This window comes from Microbacterium sp. Soil_C_42 (assembly GCF_057656735.1).
Map to the genome: position 1 here is coordinate 43,516 of NZ_JBDGJU010000003.1, position 16,388 is coordinate 59,903.

A 16,388-nucleotide genomic window follows, 5' to 3' on the forward strand; every position below is an offset into this window, starting at 1 on the left:
TCAGGCGGTGAGTCGATAGCCCACGCCGCGCACGGTCTCGATCCACCGCGGCTGAGCGGGCGACTCGCCGAGCTTGCGCCGGAGGTTCGCCATGTGCACCTCGATCGCGCGGGCGTCGCTGTCGGAGACGAAGTCGCTCACCGCGTACTGGTCGCCGCGGAGCATCAGGGCGAGATCGGACTTCGCACGCACGCGCCGGCCCGCCACGAGCAGGTCGGCGAGGATGTCGAACTCGCTGCGCGTCAGCTCGATGTCCTGACCGTCGACGGTGACGAGGTGCGTCGAGGCGTTCAGGCGCAGCCCGTGGTGCTCGAGCCACACGCCGTCGGGCGTCCCGTTCTCGCTCACGGCGTCGAGGTCGGCGGGTGCGACATGCCGCGGCCGGCGCAGCATGGCGTCGATCCGGGCACGCAGCTCACGAGGGCGGAAGGGCTTGGCGACGTAGTCGTCGGCTCCCGCCTCGAGGCCCTGGAGGGCGTCGATCTCCTCGGTGCGGGCGCTGAGCATGACGATGTACGTGGAGCTGATCGCCCGGATGCGCTTGGCGGTCTCGAAGCCGTCCATTCCGGGCATGTTGACGTCGAGCGTCGTCACGAGCGGCCGGTGCTCGCGCACGAGTTCGACGCCGTCCGCACCGTTGGCCGCGCCGTGCACCTCGAAGCCCGCCTGGGCGAGCACGGTCGTCAGGAGAGAACGGATGTCCGCTTCATCCTCGATCACGACCGCGACGCGCGCTTCTTCCACCGATGCACCCTCCGGGTCCGGTGCTGTCGACGGACCCTGGACGTCGGTCATGATATCCCAGAACGCGACGCGGAACGGGTGCGGCAGGCCGTCGATCACAGGACGCGACCGTGTGCGGGGCGGGCCGTGGAGCTCTGCTCGCGCGCGCCGGCCACCCCGCCGGTCAGGCGGACCGCGCGTAGGGCGGGAGATATCCCCATTTCCCGCCCTGCGCGCGTCCTCCGTGCACGGACTCGGGCCGCTGTCGTCCCCACGCGTGCGGCCCGTCCGTACCTCAGGATGATCGGGCTGGTGCAGCGGGGCGGAGTCACGTCGGTCGCCACGATGTCGCGTCCGGCGCTCATCTCCCGCCCTCCCCAGTGCCACACGGGTTGATCTGTCCTTCGGGTGCCCCGAGGCTACCTCCGGTGCCTCAACGCCTGCTCAGCCCCGCCTCAGGAACCGCGCAGGCTTGCCGGCTCCCGCGAGCATCCGTTCCGGCTCGGCGTGGCATGCTCGAACCATGCCGCTCGTCGCCCTCACCGGAGGCATCGCCTCCGGAAAGTCCACGATCGCCCGCCGCCTGGCCGAGCACGGCGCGGTCGTCGTCGACGCGGATCAGCTGGTCCGCGAGGTGCAGCAGCCCGGCTCGCCCGTGCTGGCCGCGATCGCCGAGACCTTCGGGGAACGGATGCTGCGCCCCGACGGATCCCTGGACCGCGCCGCCCTCGGCAGCCGGGTGTTCGGCGACGACGCGGCGATCGCACAGCTCAACCGGATCGTGCACCCCGCCGTCCGCGCCGAGTCCGCGCGTCGCTTCGAGGAGGCGTTCGCCGCGGATCCGGACGCGGTCGTCGTCTACGACGTGCCGCTGCTCGTCGAGGCGCGCGTCGACGACCCCTGGCAGCTCATCGTCGTCGCGCACGCGCCCGAGGACGTCCGCCTCCGGCGCCTCGTCGAGCTGCGCGGCATGACCGAGGCCGACGCGGCAGCCCGCCTCGCGTCGCAGGTGCCCGACGAGGCCCGCCTGCGGATCGCCGATGTCGTCATCGACACCGCGGGCTCGCTCGAGAGCACTCGGCGCCAGGTCGACGAGCTGTGGGAGTCGCTCGACGCGCACGTCGCGCAGCGCGCCGCGCACTCGTAGTCTGGAGACGGATCGAGGAGGTTCCGATGGCCGTGTTCTCGAGGTTCCGCCGTCGTCGCAAGACGCCCTACGGTGCGACGACCGAGGAGGAGCGCATCGCGCGCTACGTCTATCTCCTCAACACACTGCCGGCGTCCGTGATCGAGAGCGCCCACGCGTCGGCCTTCGCGGACGTGCCGCCGGCGCGCCGGCGCGAGATGTTCGAACAGCTGCGGCCGTTCCTCGCGGACTCCGAGCGCGACGCGGCCACGGACGACCCGACCGTGATCGCCCGGCTCGTCCGCCGTGCCGAGGAGCACAAGGCGCGCCGGGCCGAGAGCCGGGGAGCGGACGCCGCGACCCAGGCCGCGACCGACCCCGCCCGCACGGCGGTCGGCGCCCTCGACCGCGACCCGCGCGACGACGTCGACGTGCGCGCGATGCTCGTGAACGTCGGCGCGCTGACCATCGTGGCGAACCAGTTCCTGCTGTCGAGCTCGGTGGCCGCCTACTACACCGTCGGCGCCGGATCCCTGCAGCTGGGCGACGGCCCCGCCTGGATCGGCGACACGTACGACCCCGGCTCGGGCGGCTATGACGGCGGCGGCGGCGGGTACGACGGCGGCGGGTACGACGGGGGCGGTTTCGGCGGCGGAATCGACGCCGGCGGCTTCGGCGGAGGATTCGACGGCGGCGGGGGCTTCGGCGGCTGAATCCCGCACGAACCGGGGGCCGAGGCATCCGCTTTCCGCGAACGCCGCCCCGATGCGATGCAGTGAGCCTGCCGGAATGTCGGAGGTCGCGCCTACGCTGGATTGGTGCAGACCACTCGATCCGTGCGGCCGTTCGAGGTCGTGAGCGAATACTCGCCGTCGGGCGACCAGCCCCAGGCGATCGCCGAGCTGGCGGCGCGCATCAACGCCGGCGAGACCGACGTCGTGCTGCTCGGCGCGACGGGCACCGGCAAATCGGCGACGACGGCGTGGCTCGTCGAGGCCGTCCAGCGGCCCACGCTCGTGCTCGCCCACAACAAGACCCTGGCCGCGCAGCTGGCGAACGAGTTCCGCGAGCTCATGCCGCACAACGCAGTGGAGTACTTCGTCAGCTACTACGACTACTACCAGCCCGAGGCGTACGTGCCGCAGACCGACACCTTCATCGAGAAGGACTCGTCGGTCAACGCCGAGGTCGAGCGGCTGCGGCACTCGACGACCAACTCGCTGCTCAGCCGCCGCGATGTCATCGTGGTGAGCACCGTCTCGTGCATCTACGGCCTCGGTGCACCCGACGAGTATCTGCGGGCGATGGTGGCGCTGCAGGTGGGCGAGGTCTACGACCGCGACGCGCTCATCCGCAAGTTCATCGCGATGCAGTACAACCGCAACGACGTGGACTTCTCGCGCGGCAACTTCCGCGTGCGTGGCGACACCATCGAGATCATCCCGGTCTACGAGGAGTACGCGATCCGCATCGAGATGTTCGGCGATGAGATCGAGGCGCTCTTCATGCTCCACCCGCTCACGGGCGACGTCGTGCAGCGGCTCGACAGCGTGCCGATCTTCCCGGCGTCGCACTATGTCGCGGGCACCGAGACGGTGCAGCGTGCGATCGGCACGATCGAGGACGAGCTCGCCGATCGTTTGAAAGAGCTCGAGTCGCAGAACAAGCTGCTCGAGGCCCAGCGCCTGCGCATGCGCACGACCTTCGACCTCGAGATGCTGCAGCAGCTCGGGTTCTGCTCGGGCATCGAGAACTACTCGCGCCACATGGACGGGCGTGCGCCCGGCGAGCCGCCGCACACGCTGCTCGACTTCTTCCCCGACGACTTCCTCATGGTGATCGACGAGTCCCACGTCACCGTCCCGCAGATCGGGGCGATGTACGAGGGGGACGCGTCGCGCAAGCGCACCCTCGTCGAGCACGGCTTCCGGCTGCCGAGCGCGCTCGACAACCGGCCGCTGCGGTGGGACGAGTTCAAGGACCGCGTCGGGCAGACGGTGTACCTGTCGGCGACCCCGGGCCGGTACGAGATGGGCATCGCCGACGGCGTGGTCGAGCAGATCATCCGCCCGACGGGCCTCGTCGACCCCGAGATCGTGGTGAAGCCGTCGAAGGGGCAGATCGACGACCTGCTCGAAGAGATCCGGCTCCGCGTCGAGCGCGACGAGCGCGTCCTCGTGACGACGCTCACGAAGAAGATGGCGGAAGAGCTCACCGACTTCCTCGGCGAGCACGGCGTGCGGGTGCGCTACCTGCACTCCGACGTCGACACGCTGCGCCGCGTGGAGCTGCTCAGCGAGCTGAGGGCCGGCGTCTATGACGTGCTGGTCGGCATCAACCTGCTGCGCGAGGGCCTCGACCTGCCCGAGGTCTCGCTGGTGTCGATCCTCGACGCCGACAAGGAGGGGTTCCTGCGCAGCGGCACCTCGCTCATCCAGACGATCGGTCGCGCGGCCCGCAACGTCTCGGGTCAGGTGCACATGTACGCCGACACGGTGACCGACTCGATGGCCAAGGCCATCGAAGAGACCGATCGGCGGCGCGAGAAGCAGATCGCGTACAACACCGCCCACGGCATCGAACCGCAGGCGCTGCGCAAGCGCATCGCCGACATCACCGAGGTGCTCGCACGCGAGGCGTCCGACACGGATCGGATGCTGCGGGGCAAGGCGGCGGCGAAGACCAAGTCCGGTGTCGGCAAGAGCCCGACCCCGCAGCTGCGGCGCGAGGGCATCGCCGCCGAGGGGGCGGAGCAGCTCGAGGCGACCATCGCCGACCTCAGCCAGCAGATGCTGGCTGCGGCAGGGGAGCTGAAGTTCGAGCTCGCCGCGCGCCTGCGCGACGAGGTGCAGGACCTCAAGAAGGAGCTGCGCGCCATGGAGCGCGCGGGCCACGCCTGACCCTGGGACGTTGCTACGGGCAGTGCATGAGGGGCTTGGGTCCCGAGCGGTCGAACGTGTGCTGCGTGATCGGCGCGCCGCAGAGCGGGCACGCGCGCTCTGCACGTTCCGCTTGGCTCGGCGGGGGAGTCGTCTCGTAGGGGCCGACGGCGGCCGGACCGGCGACGCGGATGAGGTTCGCGTTGAGGAACGCGTACCAGCCTCCGGCTTCGCGCACGCGCTCGCGGAGCGGGCGACGGTCGGGGGTCGGGGCATCCATGTCTGGCATGTTGCTTAGTGTACTAACGATTAGTGAGCGATAGGATCAGGCCGTGACAGATGTCGAACTCAGCCCCGACGACCTGCTCAAGCTCGACAACCAAGTGTGCTTCGCGCTGGTGACCGCGGCGCGCAACGTCGTCGGGCTCTACCGGCCGATCCTCGAGCCGCTCGGCCTGACCCATCCGCAGTACCTCGTGATGCTCGCGCTGTGGGAGCGATCGCCCCGCTCGCTGCGCGAGCTCGCCGCCGAGCTCGCCCTGGAGCCGGCGACGCTCTCGCCCCTGGTGAAGCGCCTCGAGGCGCAGGACCTCGTCACCCGGTCGCGTCGCGACGACGATGAGCGGGTGCTCGATGTCCGCCTGACGGAGGCCGGCCGGCGTCTGCGCGGGCAGGCGCTGGAGGTTCCCGGCAAGGTGATGGCGAGCGTGGGGACGGATGCCGCGGCGCTCCTGGCGCTCCGAGACGCGCTGCAGCCCTTCGCCGGCGCCCGCTGATCCGGGCGGCTCGGTAGCGCGTCTTCGCCCACGGCGAACGGCTCCCAGCCCTCGTGTCGGAGGCCCCACCTAGACTTGTCGGGTGCCCATCGTCCCTGTCGCCCTGCCCGCAAACCTGCCCGGAAACTCCGTCGGCGGCACCAGCGGAAAGCTCAGCGTCCGCGGTGCCCGCGTGCACAACCTCAAGGATGTCGACCTCGACATCCCGCGCGATTCGCTCGTCGTCTTCACCGGCCTCTCGGGGTCGGGCAAGTCCAGCCTGGCGTTCGACACGATCTTCGCCGAGGGCCAGCGCCGCTATGTCGAGTCGCTGAGCGCGTACGCGCGGCAGTTCCTGGGGCAGGTCGATCGCCCCGACGTCGACTTCATCGAGGGCCTGAGTCCCGCCGTGTCGATCGACCAGAAGTCCACGAACCGCAACCCGCGCTCGACGGTCGGCACGATCACCGAGATCCACGACTACATGCGTCTGCTGTGGGCGCGCATCGGCGTGCCCCACTGTCCCGAGTGCGGCGCTGTCATTCAACGCCAGACGGTGCAGCAGATCGCCGACCAGCTCGTGGAGCTGCCCGAGCGCACGCGCTACCAGATCGTCGCCCCCGTCGTCACCCAGAAGAAGGGCGAGTTCGTCGACCTCTTCAAGGAGCTCGGCGCGAAGGGGTATGCCCGGGCCATCGTCGACGGCGAGCTCATCCAGCTCGCCGAGCCGCCGGCGCTCAAGAAGAGCTACAAGCACGACATCGCCGTCGTGGTCGACCGTCTCGTCGCGGCTCCCGGCATCCTGGACCGCGTCACCGACTCGGTCGAGACCGCGCTCTCGCTCGCGGGCGGCGTCGTGCAGGTCAACTTCGTCGATGAAGAGGGGGATGCCGCGTGGCAGTCCTTCTCCGAGAAGCTCGCATGCCCGAACGGCCACCCGCTGCAGCTCACCGAGATCGAGCCGCGCACGTTCTCGTTCAACGCGCCGTTCGGCGCGTGCCCCGCGTGCTCCGGCCTCGGGACGCGCATGTCCGTCGACGTCGAGCTCATGCTCGGCGACGAGGATCTGTCGATCCGCGAGGGCGTCCTCATCCCGTGGACGACGCAGGGCAAGGGGCTCTTCCAGTACTACGAGCGCCTGCTCGAAGGACTCGCGGCCGACCTCGCCTTCTCGCTCGACACGCCGTGGAAGCGCCTCCCGTCCGAGGTGCGCGAGGCGGTGCTGCGCGGTGAGAACTACAAGGTCACGGTCAAGTGGAAGAACCGCTACGGCCGCGAGATGCGGTACTCGTCGGGCTTCGAGGGCGTCGTGCCCTACATCGAGCGGCAGTACACGCAGGCAGAGTCCGACACGCAGCGCCAGCGCTGGTCGGAGTACCTGCGCGAGGTGCCGTGCCCGGTGTGCGACGGCGCCCGGCTCAAGCCCGAGGTGCTGGCCGTGCAGGTGCACGGGCATTCCATCGCGGATGCCTCGCGCCTGAGCCTCGGCGAGGCGCGCGAGTACTTCGCCCAGCTGACGCTCACCGAGCGCGAGGCGACGATCGCCGCGCAGGTGCTGCGCGAGATCCGCCTCCGGCTGGACTTCCTCATCCGCGTCGGCCTCGACTACCTGAGCCTGAGCCGCGCCGCGGCGACGCTCTCGGGCGGCGAGGCGCAGCGCATCCGGCTCGCGACCCAGATCGGCTCGGGCCTCACCGGCGTGCTGTACGTGCTCGACGAACCGTCGATCGGCCTGCACCAGCGCGACAACCGCCGCCTCATCGAGACGCTCGTGGCGCTGCGCGACCTCGGCAACACGCTCATCGTCGTCGAGCACGACGAGGAGACGATCCACGCCGCCGACTGGGTGGTCGACATCGGCCCCGGCGCGGGCGTCAACGGCGGTGAGGTCGTGCACTCCGGCCCGATCGGCGAGCTCCTCGCCGATCCCGACTCGATCACCGGCGACTACCTGTCGGGCCGCCGCTCCATCCCCACTCCGAAGAAGCGCCGCAAGATCGACAAGAAGCGTCAGGTGACGGTGGTCGGCGCGCGCGAGAACAACCTCAAGAACGTCACGGTCGACTTCCCGCTCGGCGTGCTCACCGCGGTCACCGGGGTCAGCGGCTCGGGCAAGTCCTCGCTGGTCAACGGCATCCTGTACCAGGTCCTCGCGACGCGTCTCAACGGCGCCCGCCGGGTCGCCGGCAAGCACACGCGCGTGACGGGGCTCGACAACCTCGACAAGGTCGTGCACGTCGACCAGGCGCCGATCGGCCGCACGCCGCGGTCGAACCCGGCGACCTACACCGGGGTGTTCGACCGGATCCGCACGCTGTTCAGCGAGACCCCCGAGGCCAAGGTGCGCGGCTACCAGCCGGGCCGGTTCAGCTTCAACGTCAAGGGCGGCCGCTGCGAGGCATGCTCGGGCGACGGCACGATCAAGATCGAGATGAACTTCCTGCCCGACGTGTACGTCGACTGCGAGGTCTGCCACGGCAAGCGGTACAACCGCGACACCCTGGCAGTGCACTACAAGGGCAAGAACATCGCCGAGGTGCTCGAGATGCCGATCGCCGAGGCGGCGGAGTTCTTCGAGCCGATCCAGGCGATCCACCGCTACCTGAAGACGCTGGTCGACGTGGGTCTCGGCTACGTACGGCTCGGCCAGTCCGCGACGACGCTGTCGGGCGGCGAGGCGCAGCGCGTGAAGCTCGCCACCGAGCTGCAGCGGCGTACGAACGGCCGGTCGATCTACGTGCTCGACGAGCCCACGACGGGTCTGCACTTCGAAGACGTGCGCAAGCTCCTCGAGGTGCTCAACGGCCTCGTCGACAAGGGCAACACCGTCATCGTCATCGAGCACAACCTCGACGTCATCAAGTCCTCCGACTGGGTGATCGACCTCGGTCCCGAGGGCGGCTCGGGCGGCGGGCAGGTCATCGCGACGGGCACGCCCGAGCAGGTCGCGCGTGCCGAGGGCAGCCACACCGGCGCGTTCCTCGCCGAGGTGCTGGGGCTTCGCGCCCCGACGCACGCGGTCACCGAGCTCGTCGAGGCCCGCAAGGCCGGCTGAGCCGCATGGCGCGCTCCGCTCCCACCGTCCCGTACAAGCCGAAGCCGGGCGAGATCCCGACGAATCCCGGGGTCTACCGCTTCCGCGACCGCGACGGACGTGTGCTGTACGTCGGCAAGGCGAAGAACCTGCGCGCCCGGCTGTCGAACTACTTCGCGCCGCTGCACACGCTCCACGAGCGCACGCGGCGGATGGTGACGACCGCGGCGTCCGTCGAATGGACCGTCGTCGCGACCGACGTCGACTCGCTGCAGCTCGAGTACCAGTGGATCAAGGAGTTCGATCCGCCGTTCAACGTCCGCTACAAGGACGACAAGTCGTACCCGTTCATGGCGATCACGCTCGCCGACGAGGCGCCGCGCGTGATCGTGACACGCAACCGCCGCATCCCGGGGGCCAAGTACTTCGGCCCGTACCCGAAGGTGTGGGCCGTGCACGACACGATCGACCTGATGATCAGGGTGTTCCCGATCCGCACCTGCAGCGATTCGTCGTACAAGAAGGCGATGGCCACCGGGAGGCCGTGCTTCCCCGGGCAGATCGGCCGCTGCGGCGGGCCGTGCTCGATGAAGGTCACCATCGAGGAGCACCGGGCGATCGTCGACGACTTCATCGCGTTCATGTCGGGGGGCGATCAGCGCTTCACCCGTGAGCTCACCGCGCGCATGCGCGAGGCGTCCGCCGCGATGGACTACGAGGCGGCCGCCGTCTATCGCGACAGGCTGCAGTCGATCGACGCCGTGCTGAACCGCAGCGCGCTCGTGCTCGCCGAAGACACCGACGCCGACCTCTTCGGCATCGCCGAGGACGAGCTGGCCGCCACGGTGCAGCACTTCGTGATCCGCGGCGGCCGCGTGCGTGGTGTGCGCGCGACGACGATCGAGAAGGAGCTCGACATCACCGGCGGCGAACTCGTCGACCAGGTGCTGCAGCGCACGTACGGCAACGCCGCAGGCGCCGACATCCCGAAGCAGGTGCTCGTGCCGGCGATGCCCGACGACGCCGCCGACCTCGAGGAGTGGCTGCGCGGGCGCCGTGGCAAGGCCGTGACGATCCAGATCGCCCAGCGCGGCCGCAAGGCCGACCTCATGCGCACCGCCACGCTCAACGCCCAGCAGGCGCTGATGCTCCACAAGACCCGCCGCACCAGCGACTACGTCGCCCGCAGCCAGGCGCTCACCGACCTGCAGGAGGCCCTCGACCTCGTCGAGGCGCCGCTGCGCATCGAATGCTTCGATGTGTCGCACCTGAGCGGCACGAACGTCGTGGCGTCGATGGTCGTCTTCGAAGACGGCCTGCCCCGCAAGGACCAGTACCGCTCGTTCGGCGTCGCCGAGACCACCGACGACACCGACTCGCTCTACCAGGTGCTCACACGCCGGCTCGCGTACCTCGATCGCCCGGAGGAGAACGAGCCGGAGGCTGCGCCCGACCCGACCGCGGACGGCGAGGTCGTGACCGAGCGGCGCCGGCCGCGCTTCGCCTACCGGCCGCAGCTGCTGGTGGTCGACGGCGGCAAGCCACAGGTCGAGGCGGCGGCGCGGGCGCTCCGCGATGCCGGCCATGAGGAGATCGCGCTGTGCGGCATCGCCAAGCGCCTCGAGGAGGTGTGGCTGCCGGGGGAGGAGTACCCCGTCATCCTGCCCCGCACATCGGAGGCGCTGTACCTGCTGCAGCGGCTGCGCGACGAGGCCCACCGCTTCGCGATCACGCATCAGCGCAGGCGTCGCCGCCGCGACATCCAGAGTGTGCTCGCGGAGGTGCCGGGCCTCGGAGAGGCGCGCATCAAGGCGCTGCTGCGCCACTTCGGGTCGGTGTCGGCGCTGAAGAAGGCGACGCCGGAGGAGATCGCCGAGCTTCCGGGCGTCGGTCCGAAGCTCGCGTCGGCCATCCACACCCACCTCGCCCAGCCGGCCGCCGCGCTTTCCGACGCGTCATAGGGCCCGTCACGCCGACGAGTGGCCGTCCGGTATGACTAGGCTTGTCGGGACGGGGGTGGTCATGGGCGAGGCGGCGCGTCAGGACGTCGGAGAAGTGCTGATCGTCACGGGGATGTCGGGCGCCGGGCGGTCGACGGCGGCGAACGCTCTGGAGGATCTCGACTGGTACGTCGTCGACAACCTCCCCCCGCAGATGCTCAAGCCGCTGCTCGATCTCACCGAGCTCGCCGGGGGAGTGCTGCCCCGGGTCGCGGTCGTGGTCGACGTACGCGGCCGGGACCTCTTCTCGGACCTTCCCGACGCGATGCGCGCGCTCCGCGAGCGCCGCCAGATCCGCGTGCTGTTCCTGGATGCCTCGAACGAGGTGCTCGTGCGGCGCTTCGAGGCGGTGCGACGCCCGCATCCGCTGCAGGAGGACGGCACGATCCTCGACGGCATCCGTCGCGAGCGTGCGCGCCTCGCGGCCGTCCGGGAGAGCGCCGACGTCATCATCGACACGTCGTCGTACAACATCCACCAGCTGGCCACCAAGGTCGCCGACCTCTTCAGCGAGGAGGGCGCGGCACGGCACACGCTGACGCTCCAGAGCTTCGGCTTCAAGTACGGACTGCCACCGGACGCCGACATCGTGGCCGACATGCGGTTCCTCCCGAATCCGTTCTGGGACGAGCGGCTCCGCCCGTTCACGGGGGAGGACGAGGAGGTCCGCGAGTACGTCCTCGGCCAGGAGGGCGCGGAGGAGTTCCTCGACGCGTACAGCGCCGCGCTGCGTCCCGTGCTCGAGGGGTACCAGCGCGAGAACAAGAGCCATTCGGTCGTCGCGATCGGCTGCACCGGCGGGAAGCACCGCTCGGTCGTGATGGTGCGCGAACTCGCGCAGCGCCTCGCCAGCGTTCCCGGCGTCGCCGTCCGCGTGACGCATCGCGATCTCGGACGCGAGTGACGAGCCCGCCCGGCCGGAGCGGCCGGGTAGGCTTGACGGTCGTTCCCGCAAGACCCATGAAGGAGACCCGTGTCGCTGACCGCTGACGTGAAGGCCGAGCTGATCACCGTGCGAGACCCGCGCCCTACGGCACGGGTGGCGGAGCTCACGTCGCTGCTGCGATTCTCGGGAGGCCTGCACTCGATCGCCAACCGCGTCGCGGTCGAGGCCGAGCTGGACTCCGACATCCTCGCTCGCCGCACCGCCCGCGACCTCATGGAGCTCTACGGCGTGCGCCCCGAGCTCGTTCACGTGCAGGGATCGGGTGCGCGCACGGGCAGCCACTACGCCGTCCGCGTGATCGAGGGCGGCGAGACGCTCGCCCGTCAGACCGGCCTGCTCGACCAGCGCCGCCGCCCGGTCCGCGGCCTGCCCAACAAGCTCACCACCGGGTCGCGCGGCGACCTCGCCGCCATCTGGCGCGGCGCGTTCCTCGCCGCCGGAACGCTCAGCGACCCCGGCCGCTCGGCTGCGCTGGAGATCACCTGCCCCTCGTCCGAGGCCGCGATGGCGCTCGTCGGCGCCGCCCACCGGCTCGGCATCGCCGGCAAGGCGCGCGAGGTGCGCGGCATCCCGCGCGTCGTCGTGCGCGAGGGCGAGGCGATCCGCGCCGCCCTCGCCGCGATGGGCGCCGTGCGCGCCGCCGGCGAGTGGGACCAGATGCGCCAGCGCCGCGAGGTGCGCGCGGGCGTCAACCGGCTCGTGAACTTCGACGACGCCAACCTGCGCCGCTCGGCGCAGGCCGCCGTCGCCGCCTGCGCGCGGGTCGAGCGCGCACTCGAGATCCTCGGCGACGAGGTGCCCGACCATCTCCGTCAGGCGGGCGACCTGCGTCTGGCGCACCGCGACGCGAGCCTCGACGAGCTCGGCCACCACGCCGACCCGCCGCTCACGAAGGACGCCGTCGCAGGCCGCATCCGCCGCCTCCTCGCGATGGCCGACAAGAAGGCCGAGGCCGAAGGGCTTCCGGGCACCGAATCGGCCGTTCCCGCCGGCATCGAGGACTGACAGCGTCTGCCGTCTTCCACACGTCACAGACGGAAGCAACCCCGCCTCGCGGGTGTTGCCGCTCAGTAGGATGAAATCCGTCACCCTCGCTGCGCCGGGGATTTCGGCGCGCGCCGACAGGAAGAAGAGAACATGGCGAAGTACACCTTGCCCGACCTCCCTTACGACTACGCCGCACTCGAGCCGCACATCAGCGGCAAGATCATGGAGCTGCACCACAGCAAGCACCACCAGGCGTATGTGACCGGCGCGAACACCGCGCTGGAGCAGCTGGCCGAGGCACGCGAGTCCGGCAACCTCGCGAACGTGAACAAGCTCGAGAAGGACCTCGCGTTCCACCTCGGCGGTCACGTCAACCACTCGATCTTCTGGACCAACCTCTCGCCCGAGGGCGGCGGCGAGCCCGAGGGCGAGCTGCGTGCGGCCATCGACGAGTTCTTCGGCGGCTTCGACAAGTTCCAGGCGCATTTCACCGCCGTGGCCAACGGGATCCAGGGTTCCGGCTGGGCCGTCCTCAGCTGGGACCCGATCGGCGAGCAGCTCATCATCCAGCAGCTGTTCGACCAGCAGGGCAACACCGCGCAGGGCACGATCCCGATCTTCCAGCTCGACATGTGGGAGCACGCCTTCTACCTCGACTACCTCAACGTGAAGGCCGACTACGTCAAGGCCGTCTGGAACATCGCGAACTGGCAGAACGTCGCCCAGCGCCTCGACGCCGCCCGCCAGAAGACCTCCGGCCTGCTGGTACTGTCCTAGTTAGCGCGGCCGTCCCGGCGGGGCAGCCCGCCGGGACGCCGTTGTCCTCGTTCGCATCGCAACAACCGCGCACTCGCGCACGACACATCTCAGGAGAAACTCCGTGACTGTCAAGATCGGCATCAACGGCTTCGGCCGAATCGGACGCAACTACCTTCGCGCGGCTCTCGCGCAGGGCGCGGACCTCGACATCGTGGCGGTGAACGACCTCACCGACAACAAGACGCTGGCGCACCTGCTCAAGTACGACTCGGTGGGCGGCGTGCTCGACGCCGAGGTCTCGTACGACGCGGACTCGATCACCGTCGGCGACAAGAAGATCAAGGTCTTCGAAGAGCGCGACCCCGCGAACCTGCCCTGGGGCGAGCTGGGCGTCGACATCGTCATCGAGTCCACGGGCCGTTTCACGAAGGCGGCTGACGCCAAGAAGCACGTCGAGGGTGGCGCGAAGAAGGTCCTCATCTCCGCTCCCGCGACAGGTGACGACGTCACCGTCGTGATGGGCGTGAACGAGGGCGACTACGACCCCGCGAACCATGTCATCATCTCGAACGCCTCGTGCACCACGAACTGCCTCGCACCCCTCGCGAAGGTCTTCAACGACGCCTTCGGCATCGAGCGCGGCTTCATGATGACGGCGCACGCCTACACCGCCGACCAGAACCTGCAGGACGGACCGCACAGCGACCTGCGTCGTGCGCGCGGCGCGGCGATCAACATCGTCCCCGCCTCGACCGGTGCCGCCAAGGCGATCGGCCACGTGCTGCCCGAGCTCAACGGCAAGCTGAGCGGCTCGTCGTACCGTGTCCCGGTTCCCACCGGCTCGATCGTCGACCTCACCATCGTCACGCCGACCGAGGGCCTCACGGTCGAGCAGGTCAACGCCGCCTACAAGGCTGCGGCCGCCGACGGCCGCCTCGCCGGGTACCTGCAGTACACCGAGGACCCGATCGTCTCGAGCGACATCCAGGGCAACCCGCACTCGTCGATCTTCGATGCGGAGCTCACGAACGTCAGCGGCAACCTGGTCAAGGTCTCGGCCTGGTACGACAACGAGTGGGGCTACTCCAACCGCCTCGTCGACCTCACCGAGTACGTCGCCGAGAGCCTGTAACCACCGCCATGGCTCTGCGCACCCTCGATTCGCTGGGTTCGCTGGCCGGCAAGCGCGTCATCGTCCGTGCTGACCTCAACGTCCCCCTCAAGGACGCGGTCATCACGGACGATGGCCGTGTGCGGGCCACGCTCCCCACGCTGAACTCCCTGATCAACCAGGGCGCCCGCGTCATCGTCTGCTCGCACCTCGGCCGCCCGGACGGCGCTCCCGACTCGAAGTACAGCCTCGAGCCGGTCGCCCAGCGCCTCTCGGAGCTCCTCGGAAAGCCTGTCGCGTTCGCGCGCGACACGGTGGGGGAGTCGGCCCGCGAGGCGGTCGCCGCCCTCGAGGACGGCGACGTCGCGATCATCGAGAACCTCCGCTTCAACCCGGGTGAGACCGCCAAGGACGACGCGACCCGTCGCGCGTTCGCGGAGGAGCTCGCCACGCTCGGCGACGTCCTCGTCTCCGACGGGTTCGGCGTCGTGCACCGCAAGCAGGCGTCGGTGTACGACCTCGCCGAACTGCTCCCGTCGGCGGCCGGCTTCCTCATCGAGAAGGAGGTCGACGTCCTCGACCGCCTGACCGAGAACCCCGAGCGGCCGTACACCGTCGTTCTCGGCGGCTCGAAGGTCAGCGACAAGCTGGGCGTCATCGACCACCTGCTGCCGCGCGTCGACCGTCTGCTCGTCGGCGGCGGCATGCTGTTCACCTTCCTCGCGGCGCAGGGCCACAAGGTCGGCTCGAGCCTGCTCGAGGCCGACCAGCTCGACACCGTGCGCGAGTACATGCGGCGTGCCGAGGAGTCGGGCGTCGAGCTCGTGCTCCCGACCGACGTCGTCGTCGCCTCGAAGTTCGGCGCCGACGCGGAGCACGTGGTGACGCCCGCCGACGGCATCGAAGACACGGCGTTCGGGGCAGCGGGCCTCGGACTCGACATCGGTCCCGACACCGCCGGGCGGTTCGCGGCGCTCGTGCGCGACTCGAAGACGGTGTTCTGGAACGGCCCGATGGGCGTGTTCGAGCTCGCGCCGTTCGCGGCGGGTACCCAGGCGGTCGCGCAGGCTCTCACCGAGGTCGACGGCCTGTCGGTCGTCGGCGGCGGCGACTCCGCCGCGGCCGTCCGCCAGCTCGGATTCGCCGACGACGCCTTCGGTCACATCTCGACCGGCGGCGGCGCCAGCCTCGAGTTCCTCGAGGGAAAGAAGCTCCCCGGACTGGAGGTCCTCGGATGGCAGTAGCAGGCCGCACCCCGCTCATCGCGGGAAACTGGAAGATGAACCTCGACCACCTTCAGGCGGTCGCGTTCGTGCAGAAGCTGCATTGGACCCTGAAGGACGCCAAGCACGAGGACGGATCGGTCGAGGTCGCGGTGTTCCCGCCCTTCACCGACCTGCGCACCGTGCAGACGCTGCTCGACGCCGACAAGATCCCGTTCGCCCTCGGCGCGCAGGACCTGTCGGCGCACGACTCGGGCGCGTTCACCGGCGAGATCTCGGGTGCGTTCCTGGCGAAGCTCGACGCGAAGTACGTCATCATCGGCCACTCCGAGCGTCGGCAGTATCACGACGAGACCGACGAGGTCGTGGGCTCGAAGGTCAAGGCTGCGCTCAAGCACGGCCTCGTGCCCGTGATCTGCGTCGGCGAGACCAGCGAGGACCTGGAGAAGTTCGGCGCGAGCGCCGTGCCGGTCAGCCAGCTGTCGGTCGCACTCGAAGGGCTGAAGGCCGACGCCGACATCGTCGTCGCCTACGAGCCCGTCTGGGCGATCGGATCGGGCCAGGCCGCCACGCCGGAACAGGCGCAGGACGTGTGCGCGAAGCTCCGCGAGGTCATCGGCGAGAAGCTCGGCGCGGACGCGGCAGCGCGCACGCGCGTGCTCTACGGCGGGTCGGTGAAGTCCGCGAACATCGCGAGCTTCATGCGCGAACCCGACGTGGACGGCGCGCTGGTCGGCGGTGCGAGCCTCGTCGTCGACGAGTTCGCCGCGATCATCCGCTACCAGAAGCACGTCGGGGTCTGACCCCGCGACCGGCGGGCGGTGAGGATTCCTCACCGCCCGCCG

The 16,388-nt window shown here is 69.9% G+C and carries 14 protein-coding genes; 12 read left to right on the forward strand and 2 right to left on the reverse strand.

The window, feature by feature from the left end; translation table 11 throughout:
- Window positions 1-744 carry a response regulator transcription factor gene (locus AC3A46_RS03005; protein WP_487663742.1) on the reverse strand — a complete coding sequence of 248 codons (744 nt, stop codon included), beginning with the start codon at window positions 742-744 and terminating at the stop codon, window positions 1-3.
- Between the two features lie 502 nt (window positions 745-1,246).
- Here AC3A46_RS03005 and coaE point away from each other — a divergent pair.
- The 3 genes from coaE to uvrB all read left to right on the forward strand — a co-directional run bounded on the left by coaE (window position 1,247) and on the right by uvrB (window position 4,749).
- Window positions 1,247-1,870 (forward strand): dephospho-CoA kinase, encoded by a 624-nt coding sequence (coaE, locus tag AC3A46_RS03010; protein WP_487663743.1) that lies wholly within the window; start codon window positions 1,247-1,249, stop codon window positions 1,868-1,870.
- Between the two features lie 26 nt (window positions 1,871-1,896).
- Window positions 1,897-2,562, forward strand: a complete 666-nt coding sequence (locus AC3A46_RS03015; protein WP_487663744.1) for a hypothetical protein — start codon at window positions 1,897-1,899, stop codon at window positions 2,560-2,562.
- Between the two features lie 105 nt (window positions 2,563-2,667).
- Window positions 2,668-4,749, forward strand: coding sequence for an excinuclease ABC subunit UvrB (gene uvrB / locus AC3A46_RS03020; protein ID WP_487663745.1), 2,082 nt, complete (start codon window positions 2,668-2,670; stop codon window positions 4,747-4,749).
- A gap of 13 nt (window positions 4,750-4,762) precedes the next feature.
- Here the strand turns inward: uvrB and AC3A46_RS03025 are convergent, their stop codons facing one another.
- Window positions 4,763-5,017, reverse strand: coding sequence for a hypothetical protein (locus AC3A46_RS03025; RefSeq protein ID WP_487663746.1), 255 nt, complete (start codon window positions 5,015-5,017; stop codon window positions 4,763-4,765).
- 43 nt (window positions 5,018-5,060) lie between these two features.
- Here AC3A46_RS03025 and AC3A46_RS03030 point away from each other — a divergent pair, with 43 nt between their 5' ends.
- The 9 genes from AC3A46_RS03030 (at window position 5,061) to tpiA (ending at window position 16,346) form a co-directional block, all read left to right on the forward strand.
- Entirely contained in the window at window positions 5,061-5,504 is a 444-nt protein-coding gene (locus AC3A46_RS03030; protein ID WP_487663747.1) for a MarR family winged helix-turn-helix transcriptional regulator, read from the forward strand.
- 82 nt (window positions 5,505-5,586) lie between these two features.
- Window positions 5,587-8,538, forward strand: a complete 2,952-nt coding sequence (gene uvrA, locus AC3A46_RS03035; RefSeq protein ID WP_487663748.1) for an excinuclease ABC subunit UvrA — start codon at window positions 5,587-5,589, stop codon at window positions 8,536-8,538.
- Window positions 8,539-8,543: 5 nt separating this feature from the next.
- Window positions 8,544-10,478 carry an excinuclease ABC subunit UvrC gene (uvrC, locus tag AC3A46_RS03040; protein WP_487663749.1) on the forward strand — a complete coding sequence of 645 codons (1,935 nt, stop codon included), beginning with the start codon at window positions 8,544-8,546 and terminating at the stop codon, window positions 10,476-10,478.
- 31 nt (window positions 10,479-10,509) lie between these two features.
- On the forward strand, window positions 10,510-11,421 hold the full coding sequence (gene rapZ, locus AC3A46_RS03045) for an RNase adapter RapZ (protein WP_487663750.1): 912 nt from the start codon (window positions 10,510-10,512) through the stop codon (window positions 11,419-11,421).
- Between the two features lie 69 nt (window positions 11,422-11,490).
- Window positions 11,491-12,468 carry a DNA-binding protein WhiA gene (whiA, locus tag AC3A46_RS03050; RefSeq protein WP_056367151.1) on the forward strand — a complete coding sequence of 326 codons (978 nt, stop codon included), beginning with the start codon at window positions 11,491-11,493 and terminating at the stop codon, window positions 12,466-12,468.
- Between the two features lie 132 nt (window positions 12,469-12,600).
- Window positions 12,601-13,227, forward strand: coding sequence for a superoxide dismutase (locus AC3A46_RS03055; RefSeq protein WP_310290457.1), 627 nt, complete (start codon window positions 12,601-12,603; stop codon window positions 13,225-13,227).
- 103 nt (window positions 13,228-13,330) lie between these two features.
- On the forward strand, window positions 13,331-14,341 hold the full coding sequence (gene gap, locus AC3A46_RS03060) for a type I glyceraldehyde-3-phosphate dehydrogenase (protein WP_056367153.1): 1,011 nt from the start codon (window positions 13,331-13,333) through the stop codon (window positions 14,339-14,341).
- An 8-nt stretch (window positions 14,342-14,349) separates the two neighbouring features.
- On the forward strand, window positions 14,350-15,564 hold the full coding sequence (locus AC3A46_RS03065) for a phosphoglycerate kinase (RefSeq protein ID WP_487663751.1): 1,215 nt from the start codon (window positions 14,350-14,352) through the stop codon (window positions 15,562-15,564).
- Entirely contained in the window at window positions 15,555-16,346 is a 792-nt protein-coding gene (gene tpiA, locus AC3A46_RS03070) for a triose-phosphate isomerase (protein ID WP_487663752.1), read from the forward strand. Before AC3A46_RS03065 ends, tpiA begins: the two co-directional genes overlap by 10 nt.
- Window positions 16,347-16,388: the final 42 nt, after the last annotated feature.